The organism is Acinetobacter sp. 826659 (assembly GCF_000588515.1).
Classification (GTDB): Bacteria; Pseudomonadota; Gammaproteobacteria; order Pseudomonadales; family Moraxellaceae; genus Acinetobacter; species Acinetobacter pittii.
Genome location: NZ_JFYD01000008.1, coordinates 139,613 through 165,436, shown reverse-complemented (window position 1 = coordinate 165,436; position 25,824 = coordinate 139,613). Strand labels below are relative to the sequence as shown.

Sequence of the window (25,824 nt, the reverse complement as noted above, 5' to 3'; positions counted from 1 at the left end):
CCGCCGCTAAGATCAGTAGCAAGCTACCTCTCTCCGCTCGACTTGCATGTGTTAAGCCTGCCGCCAGCGTTCAATCTGAGCCATGATCAAACTCTTCAGTTAAAATCATTTTGCACCTTATTTAAAGACAAGGTGCCAATTCTGGCTCATCAATTACTGACTTAAATTTCGCTCAAATAAACTTCGAGTAATTTAAACCAATCAATCAATGAAAATTATTTCGATTAATCAATCAGTAAAAATCCACACAAGTTGTTCTTCAATTCTCTTAATGATCTTCTTCCTGGTTCGTCACCAGCAAGCTAGGTCGGCTATATTACTCTTAATCTCTTAAAAGTCAACAGGTAATTTCGATATTTTTAAAACTCATCTCTCAAACCAACTTACCATCAAATTCATCACTTAAAGTAATCAACTTAATCACAAGTAACTGTTTTTCAACAAGTTTCTATCTACATCACCGCCGATGGATGTGCATTATAGACCATCTCATTCCCTTTGCAAGCGAAAATTAAAAATTAATGACCTGAGCGTTTACTTTTAAATCACCATGCGAATTAAGCTATTGTTTTATATTAATAATTATTTTAATTTTTTATTTTTGGCCTAAATAAGCCAGTATCATGCTCGATAATTCGCATTTAAGTTGTTGTTCTGAGATAAGAAAATTGTTCTGGCTTACATAACGCATCATCGTAAAAAGCGTACTATTAATAATTACAAAGGATTTATACTTTACCTGTTCGAAGTCCCACTGATGAGGATTTCTACTGAATGTATATAGCCCTACTTCAAAAAAATGCTTTTCTAAAATCTGAGCAGCTTGCGAATGACTATAGTCATGCCAGTGTTTCAGCACTTCTATAAAAAATCCATGATCGGCTTTTAATGCATTAAATCCCAACTCTATTGCTAAGGGAATGAGCAGCTCTAAAGGAATATTTCCTTGTCGCACAACTAATTCTTTAAGTTGTTGCCCCAGCAATTCGCTTTTACGGCGCAATAGTTCTTCTATGATTTGATCTTTATTCTCAAAGTATTGGTAAATCGACCCAACACTTACTCCAGATTTCTCTGCAATTTTAGGCGTCGTCGTATGTAGTAATCCATACTGCGCGATACACTGCTGTGTCGCCTCTAAAATATGGTCAACAATAATTTTTGAACGCTGTTGTTGTGGGGCTTTTCTCATCGTTTTTTATTCGTTAAATGCGAATTGAATGCGAATAATTATTCATATTAGCCTATTTATTATTCAGTTCAATAAGTAAGTAACGATATACAAATGATTAGCCCGACTCGACTTGCTTCTTTTAATGACATGCAAGACAGTAATTTCTTTACTCAGTTTTTAAATATCTGTTGCGAAAAACCTGTACAACCAAACTATAAAGAATATGTGTCTTTACAACGTGCTCTTTGTGAAGGGGACGTTGAAATGGATAAGGTGATTGATTGGGTTATGCAAGATCCCAAAGGTCACCGAATGATTTTTGAGAAGATATTATTTCAAGGCCGCGATAACCTATCTGAGCCGCTACCTACTGAGTTAGAAAATTTCTTTAATTACATTGAGCAAAAGCCTGAATGGTTAGATCAGCGTCAAATTGATGAGGCTGTTAAATTTACTCATCGTTTAGGAATAAATAATGGTTTTATTCTTAGAGATTTATCCTTAATGGTGGGATATTTATATCCAGGATTTAATCAGCCGCTAATTTTAACGGGTGCATTAAAGAAACAGGCGGGTACTCGTTTAGCTGAAACCACTAAATGGTGGGTTGATATTACTGAACCTCAAGGACTTGAGCGTCTAAGCGCAGGTTTTACATCAACGATTTATGTTCGCTTTATTCATGCACTCGTTCGCCGACAATTAAAAAAGTCTGATCGTTGGGATAGTGAAGTTTGGGGAATTCCACTTAATCAATTTGATTTAGCCATGACTAATTTGGCTTTTAGCAGTGTAGTTTTACTCGGTATTAGGGCTTTAGGTGTATGGCCGACCAAACAAGAAGCCAAGAGTTTTCTACATTTTTGGCGTTATGTTGGCTGGTTGATGGGTATTGATGAAAAATGGCGTATTCAATCTGAATCTGAGGGCTGGAGGTTACTTTACTGGATGCAGTTTGCTCACCCTCGCTCCGATCACAGCAGTGTTGAGTTAGGATCAAGCTTATCTAAAGAGCCTTTTGAGAGAAAATATCTACATTTACGTTCTTTGCAGCAGAAGCTTGCTTATCGACAACATTTAGAACTTACCCAATTTTTTATTGGCAAGAAGAGAATGAAACTACTCGGATTGCCTCAGCAGTCTGCCTCATGGTTTGCTTATTATCTAATTGTGCGTAATTCACTACTTTATAATGGCGCAAAGCTTTCACCAAAAGTTGAAAAGTTTTTATCTAAATCAGGCCGTAATATACAAAAACTTGGTTTAACGCTTTATCAGAATCAAGGTAAGGCAAAAACCTTAGCGAGTATGCATCAATAATTTTTAAAACTTAAAAACAAAAATGGAAGCCCGTTAATTAGACTTCCATTTTCAAATATTAAGGAACTTATTGAGCTGATGAACTGTGCATTTCAGCGTGATTCATTTGCTCGTGTGACTCCATCATCTGCTTCTTTTTCTGACTTGGCATGTAGTCAGGTTCATTGTTGATCGCCAAGTAAAAAACAATCATAAACAATAAACTCAGAATAGAAGCCACAATAAGTAACTTCCATCCCCACCAAGACTGTTCAGGTGATAATTTATCAGTCATTTCATTTCTCTCTTTAAATTAATATTTTCAGTTCATTCGCTACGGCTTATTAAAACTTCATGCTCATACGAACCCAGTAATTTCTTCCGATATTGTTGAACTGCTCTTCGCTCGCAAATCCAAACCCTGCACTACCTGCTTTATTTAAGTGTTCGGTATAGGTCTTATCCAATACGTTATCGATGCCAACAGAGACATCGATATCTTTACGAAGGTTGTAACTTCCGTTTAGAGAAAGAGTCGAGAAACCTTTACTTGGTTTTAAGTCATATCCTACGATATTACCTTGATGTAGACTCACACGGTTTTGCTCAGCCACAGCTCGCCACAACAGACCTAAATTATATTTGTCAGCCACATAGCGAATATTTAAGCGACCTTCTAAAGGTGAAATTTGAGGTAGTGGTTTGTCATCTGTGGTGTTTTTACCCCATGCATACATGGCACTCAAATCTGCCTGAATATGATCGGTAAATTGATATCCAATACCCGCTTCCGCACCTGCGATGGTTGCATCGACATTCTTGGCACCCGCAGTAATATCATGGCTCATATCATGCCCACCCATTCCAGTACTTGGATGATGGTGATAACTCATTAAAATGTAGTCCTCCACCAAACCGGCATAAGCAGAAGCCCATGTATTTAAAGCGCCATGTTGTTGCTGGAAACCTAGATCCAACTGTAATGTTTTTTCAGGATTCACACCGTTAAAAGTATTGGTTGAGCCAGCGTTCCCATGTTTAGGCGAGAAAAGTTCCCAATAATCAGGCATACGCTCTACATAACCTAAACCAATATAGCTTTTTAGGTCATGCTCAGGATGTTGATTTTCCCAACGCACAAATGCACTCGGTAAAGTCTTTTCAAGTTTAGTATTAAAGCCTTTTGCTTGAGAATCAGCACGCTCATCTTCAACTGTGACTCGATCTAAACGTGTACCTGTAACCAGTTTGTTGAAATCGTTCCATTGATAGCCGAGTTCGCCAAAAGCACCATATGATTGAAAATGCATATCTTGGCGATATGGAATATTCATAGAAGGCATTGTTGGCGATGACATGCTACCGCCATGTTTATTAAATTGAGAGTCAACGCCTGTGATCAAACTCCATTTATTCCATTCAGAAGTCATTGCCAAACGTGAGTTTAATGTACGGCGTGTCACTTGCATTGCCATTGGATTCGGCATCAGCATGGTCATACCACCATGATTCATTTCAACTAATGGCGGTGTGCGCAAACTAAAGTTATCCATAATATGGTCGTTATAGCTGTAGTTCACCTGCCCTTCAATTTTCTTAATGACGTCAGTGATATTTTTCTTTTCAAACCGCAGACCTAAGCTTTCTCGCGCAAATTGAGATCCATCCATTGAACGTCCAGCATAAAGCGATTCACCATCAGATTTTCCACCAGTGAGTTCGACCCACGTGTTTTCATCTGGAGTAAAGCCAAGTGCTACATCAGCGTTCCACTTTTTCCATGCTGACGGCACAGTATTTCCATCACCATCTTGATAACTATTCGACTCTGAACGATTGGCATTTAATCGAATATATTTTTTCTCATCGCCCACTGCAGCTTCAATATTATGGTCAATACGCCCATATGAACCTAGCAAGACACTTGCTTGCCCACGATAAGGTTTTTCAGAGGTGAATTTCTCAGGCTGACGTTCAAAAAGCACTGTTGCTGCTGAACCTGTATTGGCATATTGAACAGTTTGTGGACCTTTAATGACAGAAATACGATCATAACTTTCTGGTGAAATATAAGAAGTTGGAGCATCCATACGATTTGGACATGCACCTAGGTTTTCTGTTCCATCTGTCAAAATTTTGATGCGTGAACCAAACATGCCTCGGAAGGTCACATCACCATTTGTTCCACCGCTTTGTATTGAGTTAAAACCCATAATACTTTGTAGATAGTCTGCCCCATCTGTAGCAGGTACCGGCTGAATGGGCTGTTTCGGGTCAGCATGTACAATCAGACCATTTGCATCGTTGCCTTGTTGTGCTGTAACAACAATAGGTGCTAATGAGTGAAGAGCTTTGGTATCGGCATCATTTTTTTCTGAATCAGCAAAAACTAGACCCGAATGAGAGACAGCAAACATCGCAACCCATAAAGGTTGTAGTAAAAATTTAGAATGTGGCATTTTTATAGGCTCTAAAACATAAATAAAGTGATATCGAAGTCAGTTAAGACCCCAACAAAAAATTGCTTTTATTTATGCAAATAGAGGTGGTGCACGCCCTTGCGGGAGTAGAAAAAGTCGCTGTAGTGCAAAGTAGACATGTCTAAATGCTTGTTGATAGGCAACTAAGCGGACTTGTATGCGGACTAAAACTTCTTTTACGCCAAATTCAGGTGGCAAAACCAGATTGGCATAGACGGTACAATATTGACACTGGTGATTTGCATCATGATGATCATGTTGCCCAGAGGCTTGTGCCTGTTCAATATGATGTTCATGATGTGAATGCATGGCATGTGACATGGTTTCCATCTGTGCTTTAGGTTTAAGCAAAGCGAGGGTAATAGTTTCACAGACCGGAGCAATTTGATACTGCTTCGGTAATAGCGGCTGTAGAAATACCGCGACCTGTAAAAATACTGCTGCACATGCAAGCAGTAAACCACTACGAAAAACCAAAAATCACATCCACATTACATTAATGTTTCAAGAATAGAAATTTTTAACGTTTTACTGCAACTTTTTCACGTTCACGTTGACGAACAACTTTTTCGACTTTTTCTCGAGCACGCTGACGTTTAAGTGGCGACAAATAATCCACAAATAATTTGCCATTTAAGTGATCCATTTCATGTTGGATACAAACAGCGAGAAGTCCATCAGCTTCTATCTCAAATGCTTGACCTTCAAGGTTAATTGCCTCAATTTTCACACGTGACGGGCGCTCAACTTTGTCGTATATTTGTGGCACCGATAAGCAGCCTTCTTCGTACTGCTGCTTATCTTCTGTCAGTGGAGTTATTTTGGGGTTAATGAAAACCATAGGGTCATCTTTAGATTCAGACAAATCTATGACGATAAGCTGAATATGACGATCGACCTGAGAAGCTGCTAAACCAATACCCGGTGCCGCATACATGGTTTCAAGCATATCTGCTGCAAGTTGACGAATTTCATCAGTAACTTCTTCAACAGGCTTAGCAATGGTACGAAGACGGGGATCAGGAAAACTTAAAATAGGTAATAAGGCCATACTGACGTCCTCACTTATGCCATTGATTGAAAAACCAAATGAAGGAAATACTTCATCGAAAAAATTGTGTGTTAGCCGCCTATTATAACGCATCTGCACGCATAATTTTTAGGAATTATCATAATGAAAAAGGTTTTTGACGGCATGGTTCAATTTCATGCTTTGGGGATAAAAAAGCATTTACTTGCTTTCGCACTTTTTACAGGGGTTGCTTTCGGTACGGTAGCAGAGGTTTATGCTGCTAGTCCAAACCATAATCCACCCTCTCTTAAAAGTAATGCACCACATGTCTACGTAGTAAAACGAGGAGATACGCTATGGGATATTTCCGGTCACTTTCTGAGTAAACCTTGGCGCTGGCCTGAAATTTGGGCAAATAATCAGCATGTTAAAAATCCGCATTGGATTTATCCAGGTGATCGATTACTGCTGTGTAGTTTAGATGGCCGTCCATTGGTTGGAAAAGATGAGGGAGATGGCTGTGTCGGCATTATTCGCCGTTACACAGGCCAAATGACAAATTTACAACCTCAAGTTCGTGTGGAATCACTTAACAATAACGTACCTGTTATTCCTCTTGAGCATATCAAACAATGGTTAGAACACAGCACAATTTTGCCAGCCGACGCAATTGAACACACTCCTTATGTAGTCGGTACTGCCGATCAACGTGTACTTGCAGCAAAAGGTCAAACTATTTATGCGCGCGGACAAGGTTTGATTGATGGTCAACGTTATGCAGTTTATCGTGAAGGTGAACCTTATTATTTCACCGATAATAAAGGCAAAAAGCACAGTCTAGGTATTGAGCTACAACAAGTTGCCTCAGGGATTGCGATCTCTTCTGAAAAAGACATTACCACTCTTGAGTTAACTGATAGCTACAATTCTGAAGTACGTCGTGGTGATCGGGTGATGCCAGAAGAAGATGCCACATTGCCTACTTTATTTTATCCAGTGGACGCTACTCAAGTGCCAGATGGCGGCAAAATCATTCGTGTAATGGGATCAATTGGCACTGCTGCCAAAAATAGTGTGGTGACTTTGGACCGAGGCACAACTCAAGGAGTTCAAGTAGGCCAAGTTTTTGATATTACGCAGCAAGGCGAAACCATTCGAGATCCTAAAACCAAGGAATCAATAAAGTTACCTGGTCAACAAATTGGGAACCTAATGGTTTTTAGAACCTTTGATCAGTTGAGTTATGCCTACGTATTAGAAAGCGATTTACCAATTAAAGTTGGTTCAAGCATTCAGCCGCCTCGCTTTAATGATTAACGCTGGATATACACTTTACAATGCTTACTCAACTTTCTTCACACCATTACCACACGCTTAAAGTGTGGTATTTGGTGCAGCACTCTTTAGTTAGCTTTAAAAAAATTATTGATTATTTTGGTACCTGTGAGAAGGCTGTCCAACCTGCTGGGTTATCCCAATGGCGCAATCTTGGGTTACACGCCAATCATTTAAAACGTGTAGATGAATTTCAAACTGCTCAAGGTCAAGCTCAGTTTGAAAAACTGATTGAGCAGATCCAAAAATATACTGACTTTATTTTAACGGCAGATGACTCAGGCTACCCCACTCAATTACTACCTTATACAGACCACCCGCCTATCATTTTTGGAAAAGGTCAGGCACAAGCACTATTGCAACCACAAATTGCGATTGTCGGTAGTCGAAAACCAAGCCCGCATGGTCGTCAAGTTGCTTATGATTTTGCCTATTACTTAAGTGAAAAAGGATTTTATATAAGTAGTGGCTTGGCATATGGGATTGACGAAGCTGCTCACCAAGGTGCTTCAGCGCATCAACGTACAATTGCAGTGACAGGAACAGGTTTAGATAGTACCTATCCTGCGCAAAATAAAAAACTTGCGGAACAGATCTTGGCTCAAAACGGCGCCATCATTACTGAGTTTTTACCCAGTACTCCACCATTACAGCAACATTTCCCCCGTCGAAACCGAATTGTCAGTGGTCTGAGTTTAGGCGTGTTAGTTGTAGAAGCTACTTTAAAAAGTGGTTCTCTCATTACTGCGAACAAAGCAGCCGAACAAGGTAAAACCGTATTTGCTATTCCTGGTCATATTTACAGTGAATTTCATCAGGGCTGCCATCAACTCATTCGTGAGGGAGCAATTTTAGTTGATCATCCTGAGCAGATTATTGAAGACCTTGCTTTACCTACCCAATGGCAAAGTCAGCAACAGAACTCAACTGAGGAAGTAATAGTTTCTTGCGCCCCAGAAATTCCTGGGCATTTAGTTAACCTTTATCAGTCTTTAGACTGGGTTGGACAAGATATTGACCAGCTTGTCTTACATCACTCTCAGCCTGTTGCAGAACTCACCTCTTCACTGATGGAACTAGAACTACTTGGTTTATGTATGCAACAATCAGGATTGTATTTACGTTGTCGTTCTTAGTATTGAAGCGCACAATAGCAATTCTGTCTGATTGAAAGGAAGAGTATTACCATGATTACCACCTCAGTTACCGAAGCAGCCGAATGTTTACAACAAGGTCAAGTTTTGGCATATCCAACTGAGGCAGTTTGGGGGCTAGGTTGCGACCCTTTTAATGAGCAAGCTTTTCAAAAGATTCTTGAACTAAAGCAAAGGCCTATTGAAAAGGGTGTAATTTTATTAGCAGGTCATATTAGCCAAGTTGAGCACCTGCTAACTTCTCTACCTCAAACAACCCAACAAGAAATTATTGATTGTTGGACTAATCATCAACCTTCAGAAAGAGCAACAACTTGGCTATTACCTGCTGGCGAACATATTCCTTCATGGATCAAAGGTGAGCATCCTCTTGTCGCTGTTCGAGTCACTACACATCCTTTATGTGTGGCATTATGCAATGCTTTTCATGGTTTTATTGTCTCGACTAGTGCGAACCCAAGTGGACAAGAACCTGCTCATTCATTACAGGATGCCTGCCAATACTTTGGTTCACAATTAAACTATCTGAATGGTGACTTAGGCCAGAGCCAACAGCCAAGCCGAATCATTAACGCTCTTACCAGAGAGATTATTCGCGCCTAACTTCAAACAAAAAAAAGCTCAGTTATATAGGGATAACTGAGCATAAAAAAGGATGGGTATATACCACATCCAGAGGGTTTGGATATCTGTGGAACAAAAGGTAATTTACAAAGAAAATAGCGCCTTTCGTAGTGGCCGCTATTATGTGGTAAGAGGTTCAATGAGAGAAATATATTATTTCTCTAAAAAAAGCATGAAAAGTGTAGGGAATTTACGGTTTTTTGCCTATAAATTAAAATTATATTAATATTTTTACTCGGCTTTTTTAATATTTATATTACAACCTATTTTTATAAACTATTTATAAATCATATAGAAAAACTTTAACTAAGAAAAAATTGGCATATTTTTATGAGTTTTTTTCAAAATATGCCATAGTTTTTTTACCAATTTTAGTTTTGTTCTTGCATTAATTCGCTCTTTTTAGGACTCACCTTCTTCTGAGCCATAATGATACCAATTAAAATAACAGTCCCACCTAGCGTGTGATAAATGGTCCACTGCTCAGACAACCAGACGCTTGCAATAATTGCTGTAAAGACAGGTACCAAGTTCATAAAAATACTTGTTCTATTAGGACCGAGTTGTTGAACAGCTAACATCCAAACTAACGGCGCAATAAGTGAAGCAAATACACCTGCATAAATAGCACTTGGTGCATTTTGTACATTTAAAGCATCAAGTCCAAACCAGAGAATTAAAGGAATATGAAATATGACAGAAAATCCAATCTGAACATATAAGCTTGTCATAATTGGTAGTGGCAACTGCCATTTTTTAAGGAATACTCCATAAAATGCATAGAAGAATACGGCAATAATCATCAATGCATCACCCAGGTGTCCACCACCACTTAAAAGCTTATTAATATTTCCTTGGGACATGACATATAGCAACCCTGCAAAAGATAGAATACTGCCAAAAACTGCAAAGCGATTAGGCACATCTTTTAAAATGGCAAGCGAAACAAAGATCGTGAATATAGGAATAAATGCATTCACAATTCCCATATTGGTTGCACTGGTATAATGGGCGGCTGTATAAGCAAGCCCTTGATAAAGCACCATCCCAAATGCACTTAACACAGCAAGCTTAGGTAAATATGGTATTACTAGTCGTCTTTGTCTCCACACAGGCATAAACATAAATGGAGTCAAAATAATAAAAGCGATTAACCACCGATAAAAACTAATGCTTACCGGAGAGATATAATCCGAGACATAGCGGGTGACTACAATATTTAAAGACCAAATCAATACTGCCAAAATGGGAAAAATAAACGCCCATTTGTGATATTTCATGACCTGACTCATAGCAATACACCATCTACAAAAGAGATTTTATTTTGAAGAATGTCTTAATAAATTGAAATATCGTATTTCCGACATTGATATCGAACTTAAGACATCATCTTTTTTAGAATAATGTCCAAGCTCTCATCGCATGTTCTACAACTTTATGTAATTGATCAGTACTGGCACCGTCTCTTGCCTGAATGGTAAGGCCTTGAATGACAGTAGCATAAAAGTCCGTCATTTCTTGTAGAGGAGCATTAGATAGCAAATCACCCTGCTCAACACCTTGTTTTAGACGCTCCAATAATTTTTCTTTGGTTTTTATACGCTTGTCTAATAGGTTCTGCTGCACATCTTGAGTGGCATCAGAACAATTCATGGCAGCAACCACCAACATACAACCAGCTGGTTTATTGGGTTGAACCAATCGTTTTACATTGTCATAAAGATATAACTCAAACGCAATTTTTGCAGTTTTTGCTTCTAAAAAGATGGTCTCAATAGGACAGGCTTCATGAGCCAAATAGTAATCAATACTTTTATAAAACAGCCCTGCCTTATCACCAAAAGCACTATATAGGCTAGGTGCTGTAATTTCCAAAGCTTGTGTTAAATCACTAATAGACGTTGCTTCATAGCCATGCTCCCAAAAGAGCAACATTGCTTTTTGCAAAACCTCTTGTTCATCAAAGCATTTAGGACGTCCACGCTTTTTTTTCAACGTATCTTCTGTAACAACTAAATTCGTTTCATGCCTATTTGTCATAAAGATCACATCTATTTTTATAACAATCGTTATTAAATTAATTGACGTTCGATTTTTTATCAACTATTTTATTTTCATAATGATCGTTAGTTAATTAATAAATTGCCTTTCTTTACTCCAAATTTAGCCAAGTAAGGATTTCCTATGGACCAATCTTCTATCTCTAAAGCGCGACCCACGACCTCTACTCAAGGAAGCTGGTTTGCCATTTTGGCCGTTTCTATCGCAGCATTTGCATTAGTAACAAGTGAATTTTTACCTGTTGGTGTTCTAAATAGTGTCGCAACTGATTTAAATATTTCTGTAGGTACAGCAGGCCTGATTATTACTGTACCCGGCATTATGGCAGCAATTGCCGCCCCTCTATTGCCTGTATCAGTAAAACAACTTGATCGGCGTTATGTGCTTATCTTGCTGACAGCTATTATGGTTATTGCCAATACCATTACCGCATTTGCTGAAAACTTCCATGTTCTATTGTTAAGCCGCTTAATTTTAGGTATTTCAATTGGTGGTTTCTGGGCGACTGCCATTGCTCTAAGTGGAAAATTAGCTCCTTCGCATCTTCCTATTGCTAAAGCAACTGCGGTCGTGATGGCAGGTGTGACTTTTGCTACAGTTCTAGGTGTACCGATTGGAACTTGGTTAAGCGAGTTTTATGGCTGGGGGAGTGCTTTTGGGATTACTGCAGGCATTGGCTTAGTTGTTTTAATCTTACAATTAATCTTTTTACCTAAACTTGTACCAGATTCGGCAATTCACATGAAAGATTTGCCAGCACTATTACGCACTCCTAAAGCACGTAGTGGCATGTTGATTGTTTTATTGATCGGACTCGCTCACTTTTGTGCCTATAGCTATTTAGCACCTTTCTTTAAAAATGTTGCTGGTTTTAATGGGACAACCATTAGTTCATTATTATTGCTCTATGGAATTGCTGGTATTTTCGGAAATGCTTTTGCCGGATATAGTGGGAATCTAAATGTCCGTTATACATTAGCTTTTGTGGGTACATGCTTTGCAATCGTATTTTTTGGATTTCCTCTTTTTGCCGTTCATGAATTTGGTGCTATTGTCTTAACCGCGTTATGGGGATTTGCATTTGGTGCCTTCCCTACCTCAGCGAATATTTGGATGTTTGTACATGCGCCAAATGCAGTTGAAAAAGGTATGCCGCTTTTTGTAGGTATGTTTCAGGTGATGATTGCGACAGGTTCATTATTAGGGGGATATGTGGTTGATCATTTCAATGAAAATACTTTAATTTATGGTGTATTAAGCTTCGTTGCCCTAGCATTACTGAGTACATTTACCTTAGCGAAAGGTCTTAATAACCCTAAAGCTACTTGTGAAAATTAAAATATGAGTCAAAGCATATAGATGAACAATGAGGATCAGCAATTTTCATTATTAAACAGTATAGAAGTTCATGAATTTCTATACCAAAAAGAAGATATTGTTCGTCCTCATGCATCTCTTTGGGGAGATTTTAATTTCAGTTTAAATGGCATATTAGAAATGGAGATTGAAGAACAGCTATATCTTTCTCCACCTAGCTATGGTCTTTGGATTCCACCTCAAACTGTTCATCAGTCAACCCATATCGACCATGAAATTCATTATATCTGTATTCGGCTGCACCCTAGCCTATGTTCTATTTTAGGTGACGTCTGTAAATGCTTTAGTATTCAGCCTTTTTTTCGCACTTTAGTTTTACAAATTCTAGAGCAGCAAAAACAAACCGAACAACCTGAATATTTAGAACATCTTTTACAAGTTTTATTCGATCAACTCAAACAAGCTCCTGCATATTCGCATTATTTACCGCAAACACGGCATCCTGTTTTATTGCCTATTTTAGAAAAACTTTCAGATCCTTTACTTTTTAATCACTCTTTACAGCAGTTGCTTCAGAACTTTTCGGTCAGTGATCGTCACTTATTACGTTTGAGTCAACAAGAGCTTCAGCTTTCGTTGTCCGAATGGAGAAATCGGGCCAAAATTGTTTATGCCCTTCATCAGATTCGCCAAGGGACGCCTATCAAGCGTTTAGCATATGATTTAGGTTATCAACATAGCTCAAGTTTTATTGAATTTTTTAAACGTTACACTGGGCAAACACCTATCCAAATCAGAAACAACTAGAATTCAGCTTATCTTTAAAAACTTTTTCTTTTTTGAACACGAATATTATTGCACTACCCCTCAATAGCAGTTAAAACAAATGCGTTACTTGATATCAATTACAATCTTTAGGAAAGACTCATGACACAATCTGTATATCACATTCCAGTAAAAGCCATTTCAGGCGAAACGGTTGACCTCGAACAATACAAAGGAAAAGTTTTACTTATCGTAAATACTGCTTCTAAATGTGGTTTAACTCCACAATACGAAGGCTTAGAAAAACTTTATCAAGCAAAAAAAGACCAAGGTCTTGAAATTTTAGGTTTCCCGGCAAACAACTTTAAAGAGCAAGAACCAGGTTCTGATGAAGAAATTCAACAGTTCTGTTCATTAAATTATGATGTTCATTTCCCTTTATTTTCTAAGGTTTCTGTAGTCGGCGAAGATAAGCACCCACTTTACCAAGCTTTGACAGCGGCTCAGCCGGAACGCACTGGTGAAGGTCCTTTCCGTGAGCGTTTAGAAGGCTTAGGTATTCCAACCAACCCTGCTCCAGAAGTTTTATGGAACTTTGAAAAGTTTTTAATTAATAAAAATGGCGAAGTCGTAGCTCGCTTTGCTCCAAACCTAACAGCAGACGATGAACAAATCGTTAAAGCAGTTGAAGCAGAGTTAGCAAAATAATATTTTAAAATGTGAGAAAGGGCGTTTTATACGCTCTTTTTTATGTTCGCCTCAAAGTGTTGTTCGTTTGCAAAAATACAATCTTTCTTCATATTTTATGCCTATAGTATCTATTTGCTTTATTTGATGTTGTTTGTAGTTATGAAAAAAGTTTTACAGGGCGCATTTCTTCCTTTTGTAATTTTTGCCTCAGGCATGCTTTTACTCGGGTGCGATCAGGCACAAGACCATGCTACCGAACAAGAAAAGACTGAAATAACTGAACAGGCATCTGACCAAAACATTGAACAACAAGAGTCAGAAATTGCACCCAACAAAGCCGAACTTAAAAGCGGCAATATTTTTTATATGGTCCGCGACGCTGCTAATTTACAGCTTAAAGCTGGTGACTATGTTGAACAGCTTAAAGATACTCAGCTTGATGTTGAACAAGCCATCCAAGATAAGAATCAGAATGAACTAAAAACTACTGTCACTACCTTAAAACAGCAACTAGAAGGTTTAAATCAAGCACTTTTGACTTTAGATATCAAAAGTCAGGAAATTGAGAATATTCGCCAAAGTTTATTACATGCCAACCAACAAGCTCTTAGCATGCCATTACTCAATGGGAAATTAGATCAAATCAATTTTGACCAAATTGAAAAACAGCTTAATACCATTCAAATGGATATGGTGAAGCTTGCCGCCATGATTATGGCAGGAGATGAAAAGTCAGATTCAAAAACTGAATCTTAAAAAAACAACTTATAAAAAAAGCCACCTTACGGTGGCTTTTTCAATCTCAAACCGGCAATTATAGTGCGCGGTTTTTGATTTTACGGATAGTTTCAAGCTGTGCAGCTGTTTCTGCCAAGGCAGCCAACGCAGCAGCTGAGTCCAAATCACTCTTTTGGTTTGCAAGCAATTGTTCAGCATTTTTACGTGCTTCTAAAATTGCCGCTTCATCCAAGTTGTCTGCACGGATTGCAGTATCTGCAAGAACCGTTACAACATGAGGTTGAACTTCTAAAACACCGCCAGATACATAGACGATTTCTTCTGTACCATTTTCCAACTGAACACGAATCGGGCCCGGTTGAAGCAAGGTTACAAGTGGAGCATGTCCTGGCAAAATACCAAGCTCACCACCAGCACCTTTCGCGATTAACATCGTTACTGCGCCAGAGTAAATAGACTCTTTAACACTTACGACATCACATTGCATAGTCGCCATGAGATGATCTCCTTAAATTAGAGTTTCTCAGCTTTAGCAATCACTTCGTCAATACCACCAACCATATAGAACGCTTGTTCTGGGATGTGATCGTATTCACCAGCTAATAGACCTTTAAAGCCACGAATCGTTTCTTTAAGCGGTACTAATTTACCAGGAGCACCAGTAAACACTTCAGCTACGTGGAATGGTTGAGAGAAGAAACGTTGGATTTTACGCGCACGGTAAACAACCAATTTATCTTCTTCAGCTAATTCATCCATACCCAAGATTGCGATGATGTCTTTAAGCTCTTTATAACGTTGCAATACGTTTTGTACTGCACGCGCAATTTCATAGTGCTCTTGACCAACAACTAATGGGTCTAACTGACGTGAAGTTGAGTCAAGTGGATCGATCGCTGGATAGATACCAGAAGATGCGATGTCACGGCTCAATACTACTGTTGCATCTAAGTGAGCAAATGTAGTTGCAGGAGATGGATCTGTTAAGTCATCGGCAGGTACATATACTGCTTGGATCGATGTGATCGAACCAGATTTAGTAGATGTAATACGCTCTTGAAGAACACCCATTTCTTCTGCAAGTGTAGGTTGGTAACCTACCGCAGACGGCATACGACCTAACAATGCTGATACTTCAGTACCTGCAAGTGTATAACGGTAGATGTTGTCGACGAATAATAATACGTCACGACCTTTACCATTTTCGTCTTTTTGATCACGGAAGTATTCAGCCATAGTCAAACCAGTTAACGCTACGCGTAAACGGTTACCTGGTGGCTCGTTCATCTGACCGTAGACCATTGCTACTTTGTCAAGAACGTTAGAATCTTTCATTTCGTGATAGAAGTCGTTACCTTCACGAGTACGCTCACCAACACCAGCAAACACAGATAAACCTGAGTGAGCTTTAGCGATGTTGTTGATCAACTCCATCATGTTAACGGTTTTACCAACACCAGCACCACCGAATAGACCAACTTTACCACCTTTTGCGAACGGGCAAAGTAAGTCAATTACTTTAATACCAGTTTCTAAAAGATCAGTAGAAGCTGCTTGTTCAGCATAAGAAGGGGCTTGACGGTGAATCGGCAAACGCTCTTCAGTCGCTACCGGACCTGCTTCATCAATTGGGCGACCCAAAACGTCCATGATACGACCAAGCGTAGCTGGACCTACTGGAACAGAAATCGGTGCATTTGTGCTAGTTACATTAAGGCCACGTTTAAGACCTTCTGTAGAACCCATTGCGATGGTACGAACAACACCATCGCCAAGCTGTTGCTGAACTTCTAATGTAGTTTCAGTACCGTCAACTTGGAGAGCGTCATAGATCTTAGGAACGCTATTGCGCTCAAACTCGACGTCGATAACCGCGCCGATGATCTGAATGATACGACCGCTACTCATTGCTGTCTCCTCAATTCAAACTTAATAATGTTAAACGGCAGCGGCACCGCCAACGATCTCGGAAATTTCCTGAGTAATCGCGGCTTGACGCAGCTTGTTGTAAATGAGTTGTAGGTCTTTAATCAATTGTCCTGCGTTGTCTGTCGCTGCTTTCATCGCGACCATACGAGCTGACTGCTCACATGCAACGTTTTCAATCACACCTTGATAAACCATAGACTCGATATAGCGAACCAACAAACCATTTAACAATTCTTCTGCTTCTGGTTCGTAGATATAGTCCCAACCATAAGTACGGTTGAGATCATCGCCTTCTTCTGCTGGTGCTAAAGGAACAAGTTGTTCTACTTTAGGCTGCTGAGTCATTGCATTAACGAAGCCATTTGATACGAGATAGATACGATCTAATTCACCTTTATCAAATGCATCAAGCATAACTTGGACTGAGCCAGTTAACTGTTCCAAACTCGGCGCATCGCCAAGTTGGGTAGTTGCACCGAGCACTTTACCGCCGTAATTCTTAAAAAACGAAACCGCTTTTTGACCAATTAAAGCAAATTCAACTTCAATTGACTGCTGTTGTTGTGCTTTGACATGCTGCACAACTTTCTTGAACAAGTTAATGTTCAAGCCACCTGCCAAACCACGATCTGAAGACACTACGATATAGCCAACACGCTTAACTGGGCGGTCAACCATATAACGGTGTTTGTATTCAGGGTTTGCTTGTACCAAGTGAGCAATTACACGGCGCATATTATCGGCATACGGACGGCCCTGAGCCATGCGCTCTTGCGCACGACGCATTTTAGAAGCAGCTACCATTTGCATCGCGCGAGTAATCTTTTGCGTGCTCTTGATACTAGCTACTTTGGCGCGAATTTCTTTTAAATTTGCCATACGCTTAACCTAGTATTCGAAAGCTCTTTCGAGCTTCCGAAGGTTGATCCGTGAACCAAACTTAACTAAAACTAAACTTAGTAAGTTTGAGTCGCTTTAAAGCTTTCAATACCTGCTTTGATTGCTGCTTCGATGTCTTTGTTGTAATCACCAGTTTCATCGATTTGTTTCATCAACGGAGCATATTCTGAGCGGAAGTAAGAAATTAACGCAGCATCAAAGTCTACGATTTTCTTAACTTCTACGTCAGCCATGTAGCCTTCGTTAGATGCATAAACAGAAACAGCTTGGTCAGCAATTGAGTAAGGAGCATATTGTTTTTGCTTCATTAACTCAGTTACACGTTGACCATGTTCAAGTTGCTTACGAGTTGCTTCGTCAAGGTCAGAAGCGAACTGAGCAAACGCAGCCAATTCACGGTATTGTGCTAAAGCGGTACGGATACCACCAGACAATTTTTTGATGATCTTAGTTTGAGCAGAACCACCAACACGAGATACAGAGATACCCGCGTTCACAGCAGGACGAATACCTGCGTTGAATAATGATGTTTCTAAGAAGATCTGACCGTCAGTAATCGAAATTACGTTCGTTGGTACGAATGCAGATACGTCACCTGCTTGAGTTTCAATAATTGGTAATGCAGTTAAAGAACCAGTTTGACCAGTTACTGCGCCATTAGTGAATTTCTCAACGTAGTCAGCAGATACACGAGAAGCACGTTCAAGAAGACGTGAGTGAAGATAGAATACGTCACCTGGATACGCTTCACGACCTGGTGGACGACGTAAAAGTAATGAAATTTGACGATAAGCAACAGCTTGCTTAGACAAATCATCATAAATAATAAGAGCGTCTTCACCGCGGTCACGGAAGTATTCACCCATTGTACAGCCAGAGTACGGAGCTAAGTACTGCATTGCAGCAGGATCAGCAGCCGCAGCAGCGACAACAGTTGTATACGCCATAGCGCCAGTTTCTTCTAGCTTACGCACAACGTTTGCAATTGTTGATTGTTTTTGACCAATCGCAACGTATACACATTTAATGCCAGAGTTTTTCTGAGCGATAATCGCATCGATCGCCATCGCTGTTTTACCAGTTTGACGGTCACCGATGATCAACTCACGTTGGCCACGGCCAACAGGAATCATTGTATCAACTGATTTATAACCAGTTTGAACAGGCTCATCTACAGATTGACGCCAAATTACGCCTGGTGCTACTTTTTCAACAGCATCAGTTAATTTCGCATCAATTGGGCCTTTACCATCAATTGGGTTACCCAAAGCGTCGACAACACGGCCAAGAAGTTCAGGACCAACTGGAACTTCTAATACACGACCTGTACAACGAGCTTTTTGACCTTCTTGAAGGCTTAGGTAGTTACCTAAAACAACGGCACCCACTGAATCCTGTTCTAGGTTCAGTGCCATACCAAATAAGCCGCCGTCGAATTCGATCATTTCACCGTACATTGCATCAGCAAGACCGTGAATGCGCACGATACCGTCGGATACCATAACAATGGTACCTTCGTTTTTAGCGGTCGCGCTGGTGTCCAGATCTCCGATACGCTGTTTAATGAGCGCACTGATCTCGGATGGATTCAGTTGTTGCATTGCGCTATTCCTCAATCTTTTATTAGTTCAGTCTTCATCATTTGCATTATGCAAGAAGACGAGTACGCATTTTTTCAAGCTTGTTAAGCGCAGAATCATCTATCACTTGATCGCCTGCACGAATTACAACACCTGCAATAAGCTCAGGTTTAACTTCAACTGAAACAGTTACTGTACTGTTAAAACGCTTTTCTAAAGCAGATTTCAACAGTTGCTCTTGTTCAGCAGTTAACGGGAAAGCCGATTCAATCACGACATCCACATTGTTGTTATTCTGTGATTTAAGCTGTTCATATTCTGCTTCAATTTCAGGTAACAACATTAAACGATCGTTATCTGCAAGAAGTGTCAAAAAGTTAGACACTGCTTGAGATTGATCTTCACCTAAAACTTTAGCAAAAAGCTTCACTTGCTCCGCAGGAGTAAGTTCAGGGCGATTTAAATAAGCGGAAAATGCTTCGTCTTGCACCGCAGCACTGAGCACTTGTAACGCATTCGACCAATTGTCTGTTGCACCTTGCTCAGAAGCATAAGCAAATGCTGCTTTGGCATACGGACGTGCCAACGTCAAGAGTTCAGCCATAATTCGCCTCGCTTAAAGTTTAGCAGCCAGCTGAGACAGCATGGCGTTATGAGCTTCTGCGTCAACTTGCTGGTTCAGGATTTTTTCTGCACCAGTTACTGCCAAAGCAGCTACTTGTTGACGTAATTCTTCGCGAGCAGAATTGATTTCTTGATCAACAGCTTCTTTAGCCTGTTGACGAATACGCTCACCTTCAGCCGCAGCTTGAGTACGAGCTTCTTCGATCAATTGCGCTGCACGACGGTTCGCTTGTTCGATCAATTGAGCCGCTTGTGCTTTAGCTGCATCAAGTTCTTGCTTAACTTGCGCTTGTGCATCGGCAAGGTCAGCTTTCGCTTTTTCTGCTGCATTTAAGCCATCAGCGATTTTACGCTGACGCTCACTAATCGCATTGATTAGTGGTGGCCAAACAAACTTCATGCAGAATGCAACAAAGAATGCAAACGCAATCGCTTGACCAATCAATGTGAGGTTGATATTCATTGCAATTCCTCAAATAGTGGATTTAGGAATTAAGATGATTAACCTACAAATGGATTAGCGAAGATGAAGAAAAAGCCAATACCAACACCGATCATAGGCACAGCATCAAGAAGACCCGCGATTAAGAACATACGAGTTTGAAGTTGTGGAGCCAATTCTGGTTGACGAGCAACAGCTTCTAAAAAGCGACCACCCAAAAGACCAAAACCAATCGCAGTACCCAAAGCACCGAAAGCGATCAAGATAGCAGATGCAATTGCAACTAGACCTAAAGTGAGTTCCATGAAAAATTCCTCAGAGGTTAGGTTATTACCAAATTAAATTAAAAAAATTCAGCCCAACCATCATTTGATAGTTAGGCAATACCATTAATGTTTTTCGCTTGCCATGCTCAAGTAAACGATGGTAAGCATCATAAAGATGAATGCCTGCAACGTGATTACAAGAATGTGGAAGATCGCCCAAGGCACAGACAACGCCCATTGAATCCAGAACGGCAATAAAGCAATTAGGATAAAGATCAACTCACCGGCATACATGTTACCGAATAGTCGGAGAGCTAATGAAATCGGACGAGCAAGGAATGTTACCAATTCCAAAATCAAGTTCACTGGAATAAGCAACGCTTTTGCAACTGGATTACTTGGGTTAAATGGGTTAAGTGCCAACTCGCCAACGAAGCCACCAACACCCTTTTCGCGGATGCTGTAGAACAAGATAAGTACAAATACAGATAAAGACATACCTAAAGTAATGTTTGGATCTGTAGATGGAACGATCTTGAAGTAAACGTGGTGAGGGTCCATACCAAATACGTTTGCACCTACAAACGCTGCAACTTGAGGAATCCAGTCAACTGGGATCAAGTCCATTAAGTTCATGAGGAAAATCCACACGAAAATAGTGAGTGCAAGCGGAGCGATTAAACGTGATTTGCCATGAAAAGTATCACGGACACTTGAGTCAACAAACTCAATGATCATTTCAATTGCTGACTGGAATTTAGTTGGAACACCTGCATTTGCAGCTTTCGCAACCATCCAGAACATCAAACAGAAAATCACACCAAGGCCAATTGACCAACCCATTGAATCCAAGTGAATTGCAGTGAACCCCATCGAATGAGCTTCTTCAGCAGTCTCAGCCAATTTCCATGTACCGTCTGGCATTTTGCCATAGGTCATATTGGTCAAGTGATGCTTGATATACTCTGTCGAAGTGAGGGCATGTTCTTCAGCAGCCATAAATCACACCTGGTCAATGTCAATTACTAAAAAGAAGGGAAACGAACATCGGCGTACTGTCGATATCTCGCCACCCTCCAAAAAATCTTCAATTCTTCTTGTTTCTACACCCGTTTTTGTAGACGTGACACCCAAAACGGAGCGACCCACGACATTGCCTGAACGAGAATAAAACCAAACAGCAATGCTAACGGTGATAAAGGTTTAACATTGCTCAAAATCAAAATAAATCCAACGATCATGATTGCAAATTTGCCTAACATGCCCCTATACATGTTAGACAGCACTTGTTTTGATGCTCGTGCACCTGCTGTTCTGAAGGATTGCCACGAAAAATAACCCGTAGCAAGCCAGCAGACCAACGCACCAAGTGCCGCACTTAATGCTGCTGTCATGTCTTTTATGCTCCACGCCACAAGTGCGGAAACAGGGATCATACATGCTTGTAAGAAGACCAAAGCTTTTGCTAATCGTCGGTCAATCAAGCGACTAGTTTGGCTCATTATTTATCCACTCACAGCATAAATGCTTGACAAGTTTAGCTGATGATCGCTTTTAATCGCAGGCATTATAGAGTTACACCCCTGAACATGCAATCTTTTCCCGACTTTAGTCGGGGTTTTTCATGACAGGTGGTGCTGACGCTACAGTCAGCCTTTGTTTACTTTTTATCTTACTTTTGCGTACTTAATACACATTTATCTGTTTTTATAGCCAGTTTCTTCCATGCAGTGACGAAATCATCCTCATTATTCATGCTCTCGTCTACTGGTTGAAAAGTAATGTTACCTAATTTTTGATATTGACTCTTAGTGGTAAAACTCTCTGCCAACAAACACATCTGATTTTTTGGTCGACTATCATTAAGATACTTAATTTGAGCTGCTGTTGGTGCAACGTGAGGATCATCTGTTAAAGCACCAGCGAACTTTAAATTTAGTGAGCGTTCTAAATATTGATAGGCATCATGATATGCCCAATACGGTTTGCCATTACTTGAACTATCGTAAGCTTGTGCTGCCTGGAACATTTTACGAGCGAACACATTGGCGTTATTCCAATACTTTGCCTTATTTTCAGGGTGTTGCTGAGAGCGCAAAGCAGCAATAAAGAAACCAATTCGAACTGCATTGTTGGGCTCTAACCACACATGTGTATCTACTGTATTAGGTAAAGCTGCACCGCGTGTACTTCGCTGAGGTAAAACAGAAACAATGCCACTATCTAATAGTGCAATCGCCTTCTTATTATTGCCTAATAATTTATTTAAGGGCGCTTCATGCGCTTTACCTAACCAAATCACCAAAGACGCATCATTAATTGCTTTACGATGCGCTGGGGTTAATTGTACGTCATGCCCCGTTTGTCCCTTTAATAAGAGTTGTGGTTCTTCAACCCCTTGAGTGACTTCTTTTGCAATCAGATAAATCGGGTGTGTAGAAACCAACAAACCCTGACTCCACCCTAACGTACTCAAAAGTGAGAACATACTGAAAACAAAAAAACGGAACATGACAGACCATCAATTTAAATTAGCTCGAAGCATGTTATAATATAACAAAGTTACAAAAATACCTAAGATTAATCGAATGAAGCATCGCTTCATGCTAATATTCCGTTAAAAATTCGAGGTTATCCTTATGAGTTCCTGCTCGCATGAACATCATGATTCTTTGCATGGTGTGCATGATCACCATAATGTCGCAAGTCGTTTAGCTGAAGCAGAAAGTTTATGTTCTGCGACTGGCGCACGTCTTACACCTTTGCGCAAAGAAGTTCTGGAACTCATTTTAAATGCATCGGGTCCAATGGGTGCCTATGACTTATTGGCACGTATAAAAAGTCAAACAGATCGCCCTGCTGCGCCTCCAACTGTATATAGAACTTTAGATTTCTTATTAGAAAAAGGCCTCATTCACCGCCTAACTTCTATTAATGCGTATATTCCTTGCTGCCACCCGCGTGAAGGTCATCAAGCAGCATTCCTGATTTGTACCGAATGTCATATGGTTAAAGAAGCTTCTTCTCAAGGCCTCACACACCAGCTTGACCAGCTTGCAGCTTCAGATGACTTCGTGGCTCAACACAGCATTATTGAAATTTCGGGGAAATGCCAACAGTGCCGCACAACTCCTTAAATCCTGTATTAATTCAGCTTGAGCAGATTTCTGTTCATCGTGATGATCGGGATATATTAAAGAAAGTTGATTTTGCCCTACATCAAAATGAAATTGTGTCTTTAATTGGACCCAATGGTGCAGGTAAATCAACACTGATTAAAGTTCTACTCGGTATTCTTCAGCCAAGTAGCGGGCGTGTTATCAATCATAAAAAACTTAAAATGGCTTATGTGCCACAAAAGTTTAATCCTTCACACAGCCTTCCTTTACGTGTTCAGGACCTTCTTGATTTAGAAAAATGCAGCCCTGCCCTGCGTCAGGAAATTATTCAAGACACAGGTATTTCAAAGTTACAACAATCAAAAGTACAACAACTTTCCGGTGGAGAGCGCCAACGAGTACTATTGGCTCCCGCTCTACTTCGTCAGCCAGATATTTTAGTCCTTGATGAACCCATGCAAGGTCTAGATATTCAGTCAGAAGCGGAACTTTATGATTATGTTCGCAGTCTGCCAGAACGATATGGTTGCGCGATCTTAATTGTTTCTCATGACTTACAATGGGTGATGCAAGGAACACACCGTGTAGTGTGTTTAAATAAACATATTTGCTGTAGTGGACTACCCGAAAATATTCAACAACACCCTGAATATCAGGCAATATTTGGAACTCAAAGGGTTTTCTATCAACATCATCATGACCATTGTGCTCACGGTGATGCTGCACACCCCTGCCCTCATAATGACCGTCCTCACATTCACCCAGAACCGGAAGCTTAAGCCATGATGGAATGGTTACAATTATTGTTACCCGCATGGATTATGGGAACTCTGCTAGTATTTTTAACTGCACCTCTGGGTTGTTTAATGCTTTGGAGACGCATGTCTTTTTTTGCTGACACGATGGCACACGGAACACTACTCGGGGTTGCTATTGCGGGAGCTTTAAGTCTTCCATTATGGCTTGGTGTTGCAGGGACAGCGGTTTTACTGGTAGGCGTTTTATGGGCTTTACATGACAACCGTTTACCCAATGATGCTTTGCTAGCCTTATGTTCAGCAACATTACTCTGTAGCGGTTTACTATTTATTCAACATGTTCCAAGTTTAAGACCAGAGCTTTTAAGTTATTTATTTGGTGATTTGCTTAGTATTGATTGGCCAGATCTGCCTGTTTTCACTTTAATTATTGCGATATCACTCGTAATTCTTTACCGTTTTTGGCAGCCACAAATACAGTTTGCAATTGATCCAGATATCGCAATTAGTGAAGGGGTGAATGCAAACTGGCAACGCCTTATTTTTATGCTGTTATTGGCTTTATTTACAGTTTTAGCTTTGCGTGCTGTAGGTTCTTTGCTAATGGGTGCATTACTCGTAATACCAGCTTTAAGCGCTCGTCTATTGGCAAATTCACCAAAGCAAATGGTTATTTGGGCATTCGTGCTGGCCCAGCTCGGTGTTAGTGTCGGTTTATGGTCAAGTGCAGCACTTAATATCTCTACAGGTCTTAGTATTGTTTTATGTATGGCATTAAGTTTTGCTGTTATTTTTATAACTCAAAAATTAAAAAATCAGACGCAGGCGGCCTAAGTTAGGACGCCTGATGAACTGTGCTCAATAATAAAGCCGCACAGCTAAACATCACAGCAAAGCCCCGATTTAAATATTTTTGCTGTCTAGGGGATCGAAGTAATCTTAAAACCTTGGATGCCAGCCCCGTATATCCAGCCATTACAATCAAATCGATCGTAATCATAGTAGCCGCCATAATTAGATATTGTATCCATTGAGGCTTACTTAAATCTAAGAACTGCGGTAAAACCGCCAATAAAAATACGATTGCTTTAGGATTACTAATATTAACCACAAAACCATTTAATAGCAGAGCTAAAGCAGACTTATCTCTTTTTTCTTGTTGAATTTCTATATCTTTTACAGGTGCTGTCCACTGCAAATAGGCCAAATACAATAAATAAGCTACGCCAAACCACTTAACGGCCAGAAAAGCTAAAGGAGTTGTGGCAAATAAGACCCCCACACCTGCTGCCACCACCATAATTTGCAGCACCAAGGCAACTTGTAAACCGATCGCATTCCAATAACCATGTCTAAAGCCATAATTTAGACCACTCGACATTGAGGCAATAGCTCCCGCACCCGGAGAGATACTAATGACCCAACAGGCCAACATATAGGCAAACCAAACTTGCAAAGACATACTAAAAATAGACAATAAAAGTGGATTTATACTGTTTTATAAAACTATATTGATGAGAATTCAAACAATAAAATCAAGAAATAGACTACTAACCG

General features: G+C 40.0%; 28 protein-coding genes, 1 rRNA gene and 1 pseudogene. 11 read left to right on the top strand and 19 right to left on the bottom strand.

Features of this window, described 5'->3' with window-relative positions; all coding sequences use genetic code 11:
• Both J663_RS16565 and J663_RS16560 read right to left on the bottom strand, forming a co-directional pair.
• Positions 1-102 (bottom strand): 16S ribosomal RNA (locus J663_RS16565); the annotation flags it as partial.
• A gap of 519 nt (positions 103-621) precedes the next feature.
• A pseudogene (locus J663_RS16560) lies at positions 622-1,192 on the bottom strand (TetR/AcrR family transcriptional regulator).
• Between the two features lie 87 nt (positions 1,193-1,279).
• On the opposite strand from J663_RS16560, the gene J663_RS16555 reads away from it, so the two are divergent.
• Positions 1,280-2,494, top strand: coding sequence for an oxygenase MpaB family protein (locus tag J663_RS16555; protein ID WP_033851043.1), 1,215 nt, complete (start codon positions 1,280-1,282; stop codon positions 2,492-2,494).
• 67 nt (positions 2,495-2,561) lie between these two features.
• Here the strand turns inward: J663_RS16555 and J663_RS16550 are convergent, their stop codons facing one another.
• From J663_RS16550 to def, 4 genes are all read right to left on the bottom strand, one after another.
• Complete coding sequence (locus tag J663_RS16550) at positions 2,562-2,768, bottom strand: hypothetical protein (protein ID WP_033851042.1); 207 nt, start codon at positions 2,766-2,768, stop codon at positions 2,562-2,564.
• 49 nt (positions 2,769-2,817) lie between these two features.
• A complete protein-coding gene (locus J663_RS16545) occupies positions 2,818-4,932 on the bottom strand; it encodes a TonB-dependent copper receptor (RefSeq protein WP_033851040.1) in 2,115 nt (704 codons plus the stop codon).
• A 72-nt stretch (positions 4,933-5,004) separates the two neighbouring features.
• Positions 5,005-5,430 (bottom strand): DUF2946 family protein, encoded by a 426-nt coding sequence (locus tag J663_RS16540; RefSeq protein WP_002114087.1) that lies wholly within the window; start codon positions 5,428-5,430, stop codon positions 5,005-5,007.
• A gap of 43 nt (positions 5,431-5,473) precedes the next feature.
• Positions 5,474-6,004 carry a peptide deformylase gene (def, locus tag J663_RS16535; RefSeq protein ID WP_032055797.1) on the bottom strand — a complete coding sequence of 177 codons (531 nt, stop codon included), beginning with the start codon at positions 6,002-6,004 and terminating at the stop codon, positions 5,474-5,476.
• A 123-nt stretch (positions 6,005-6,127) separates the two neighbouring features.
• Here def and J663_RS16530 point away from each other — a divergent pair, with 123 nt between their 5' ends.
• From J663_RS16530 to J663_RS16520, 3 genes are read left to right on the top strand one after another with little or no spacing between them, the layout of a single operon-like run.
• Positions 6,128-7,282 (top strand): LysM peptidoglycan-binding domain-containing protein, encoded by a 1,155-nt coding sequence (locus J663_RS16530; RefSeq protein ID WP_033851038.1) that lies wholly within the window; start codon positions 6,128-6,130, stop codon positions 7,280-7,282.
• Positions 7,283-7,302: 20 nt separating this feature from the next.
• Positions 7,303-8,436, top strand: a complete 1,134-nt coding sequence (dprA, locus tag J663_RS16525; RefSeq protein ID WP_033851037.1) for a DNA-processing protein DprA — start codon at positions 7,303-7,305, stop codon at positions 8,434-8,436.
• A gap of 51 nt (positions 8,437-8,487) precedes the next feature.
• Positions 8,488-9,057: an L-threonylcarbamoyladenylate synthase gene (locus J663_RS16520; protein WP_005072030.1), complete on the top strand. Its 570-nt coding sequence runs from the start codon at positions 8,488-8,490 to the stop codon at positions 9,055-9,057.
• A gap of 392 nt (positions 9,058-9,449) precedes the next feature.
• Here the strand turns inward: J663_RS16520 and J663_RS16515 are convergent, their stop codons facing one another.
• Both J663_RS16515 and J663_RS16510 read right to left on the bottom strand, forming a co-directional pair.
• The gene (locus tag J663_RS16515; RefSeq protein ID WP_081404791.1) at positions 9,450-10,370 is read right to left on the bottom strand and encodes a DMT family transporter; all 921 of its coding nucleotides are present in this window, start codon (positions 10,368-10,370) and stop codon (positions 9,450-9,452) included.
• A 103-nt stretch (positions 10,371-10,473) separates the two neighbouring features.
• Positions 10,474-11,127: a TetR/AcrR family transcriptional regulator gene (locus tag J663_RS16510; protein WP_081404790.1), complete on the bottom strand. Its 654-nt coding sequence runs from the start codon at positions 11,125-11,127 to the stop codon at positions 10,474-10,476.
• Positions 11,128-11,262: 135 nt separating this feature from the next.
• On the opposite strand from J663_RS16510, the gene J663_RS16505 reads away from it, so the two are divergent.
• The 4 genes from J663_RS16505 to J663_RS16490 all read left to right on the top strand — a co-directional run bounded on the left by J663_RS16505 (position 11,263) and on the right by J663_RS16490 (position 14,667).
• A complete protein-coding gene (locus tag J663_RS16505; protein ID WP_032005621.1) occupies positions 11,263-12,477 on the top strand; it encodes an MFS transporter in 1,215 nt (404 codons plus the stop codon).
• A gap of 21 nt (positions 12,478-12,498) precedes the next feature.
• Positions 12,499-13,263: a helix-turn-helix transcriptional regulator gene (locus J663_RS16500; RefSeq protein ID WP_033851030.1), complete on the top strand. Its 765-nt coding sequence runs from the start codon at positions 12,499-12,501 to the stop codon at positions 13,261-13,263.
• 120 nt (positions 13,264-13,383) lie between these two features.
• Positions 13,384-13,929 (top strand): glutathione peroxidase, encoded by a 546-nt coding sequence (locus J663_RS16495; protein ID WP_014208128.1) that lies wholly within the window; start codon positions 13,384-13,386, stop codon positions 13,927-13,929.
• A gap of 141 nt (positions 13,930-14,070) precedes the next feature.
• Entirely contained in the window at positions 14,071-14,667 is a 597-nt protein-coding gene (locus J663_RS16490) for a hypothetical protein (protein WP_014208127.1), read from the top strand.
• A gap of 58 nt (positions 14,668-14,725) precedes the next feature.
• Here the strand turns inward: J663_RS16490 and J663_RS16485 are convergent, their stop codons facing one another.
• From J663_RS16485 to J663_RS16440, 10 genes are all read right to left on the bottom strand, one after another.
• Positions 14,726-15,145, bottom strand: coding sequence for a F0F1 ATP synthase subunit epsilon (locus J663_RS16485; RefSeq protein WP_002114076.1), 420 nt, complete (start codon positions 15,143-15,145; stop codon positions 14,726-14,728).
• A 17-nt stretch (positions 15,146-15,162) separates the two neighbouring features.
• The gene (atpD, locus tag J663_RS16480; protein WP_002114045.1) at positions 15,163-16,557 is read right to left on the bottom strand and encodes a F0F1 ATP synthase subunit beta; all 1,395 of its coding nucleotides are present in this window, start codon (positions 16,555-16,557) and stop codon (positions 15,163-15,165) included.
• A gap of 30 nt (positions 16,558-16,587) precedes the next feature.
• Complete coding sequence (atpG, locus tag J663_RS16475) at positions 16,588-17,457, bottom strand: F0F1 ATP synthase subunit gamma (RefSeq protein ID WP_002114131.1); 870 nt, start codon at positions 17,455-17,457, stop codon at positions 16,588-16,590.
• A 77-nt stretch (positions 17,458-17,534) separates the two neighbouring features.
• Entirely contained in the window at positions 17,535-19,079 is a 1,545-nt protein-coding gene (gene atpA, locus J663_RS16470; protein WP_002114049.1) for a F0F1 ATP synthase subunit alpha, read from the bottom strand.
• Between the two features lie 46 nt (positions 19,080-19,125).
• The gene (locus tag J663_RS16465) at positions 19,126-19,662 is read right to left on the bottom strand and encodes a F0F1 ATP synthase subunit delta (protein WP_002114070.1); all 537 of its coding nucleotides are present in this window, start codon (positions 19,660-19,662) and stop codon (positions 19,126-19,128) included.
• A 12-nt stretch (positions 19,663-19,674) separates the two neighbouring features.
• The gene (locus J663_RS16460) at positions 19,675-20,145 is read right to left on the bottom strand and encodes a F0F1 ATP synthase subunit B (RefSeq protein ID WP_001024691.1); all 471 of its coding nucleotides are present in this window, start codon (positions 20,143-20,145) and stop codon (positions 19,675-19,677) included.
• A 38-nt stretch (positions 20,146-20,183) separates the two neighbouring features.
• Positions 20,184-20,429 (bottom strand): F0F1 ATP synthase subunit C, encoded by a 246-nt coding sequence (gene atpE, locus J663_RS16455; protein ID WP_031950971.1) that lies wholly within the window; start codon positions 20,427-20,429, stop codon positions 20,184-20,186.
• Between the two features lie 84 nt (positions 20,430-20,513).
• Positions 20,514-21,389, bottom strand: a complete 876-nt coding sequence (gene atpB, locus J663_RS16450) for a F0F1 ATP synthase subunit A (RefSeq protein WP_033851025.1) — start codon at positions 21,387-21,389, stop codon at positions 20,514-20,516.
• A 104-nt stretch (positions 21,390-21,493) separates the two neighbouring features.
• Complete coding sequence (locus J663_RS16445) at positions 21,494-21,892, bottom strand: ATP synthase subunit I (protein ID WP_005072004.1); 399 nt, start codon at positions 21,890-21,892, stop codon at positions 21,494-21,496.
• A 170-nt stretch (positions 21,893-22,062) separates the two neighbouring features.
• A complete protein-coding gene (locus J663_RS16440; RefSeq protein ID WP_033851024.1) occupies positions 22,063-22,902 on the bottom strand; it encodes a metal ABC transporter solute-binding protein, Zn/Mn family in 840 nt (279 codons plus the stop codon).
• Between the two features lie 127 nt (positions 22,903-23,029).
• Between J663_RS16440 and J663_RS16435 the strand changes: the two genes are divergently transcribed.
• Genes J663_RS16435 through znuB form a run of 3 tightly spaced genes read left to right on the top strand, consistent with a single transcriptional unit; the run spans position 23,030 to position 25,101 of the window.
• Complete coding sequence (locus tag J663_RS16435) at positions 23,030-23,527, top strand: transcriptional repressor (protein ID WP_002114130.1); 498 nt, start codon at positions 23,030-23,032, stop codon at positions 23,525-23,527.
• Positions 23,500-24,288: a zinc ABC transporter ATP-binding protein ZnuC gene (gene znuC, locus J663_RS16430; RefSeq protein WP_033851022.1), complete on the top strand. Its 789-nt coding sequence runs from the start codon at positions 23,500-23,502 to the stop codon at positions 24,286-24,288. The genes J663_RS16435 and znuC overlap by 28 nt, the downstream gene beginning before the upstream one ends.
• 3 nt (positions 24,289-24,291) lie before the next feature.
• Complete coding sequence (gene znuB, locus J663_RS16425; RefSeq protein WP_005071996.1) at positions 24,292-25,101, top strand: zinc ABC transporter permease subunit ZnuB; 810 nt, start codon at positions 24,292-24,294, stop codon at positions 25,099-25,101.
• 1 nt (position 25,102) lies between these two features.
• Here the strand turns inward: znuB and J663_RS16420 are convergent, their stop codons facing one another.
• Entirely contained in the window at positions 25,103-25,729 is a 627-nt protein-coding gene (locus tag J663_RS16420; RefSeq protein ID WP_033851020.1) for a LysE family transporter, read from the bottom strand.
• Positions 25,730-25,824: the final 95 nt, after the last annotated feature.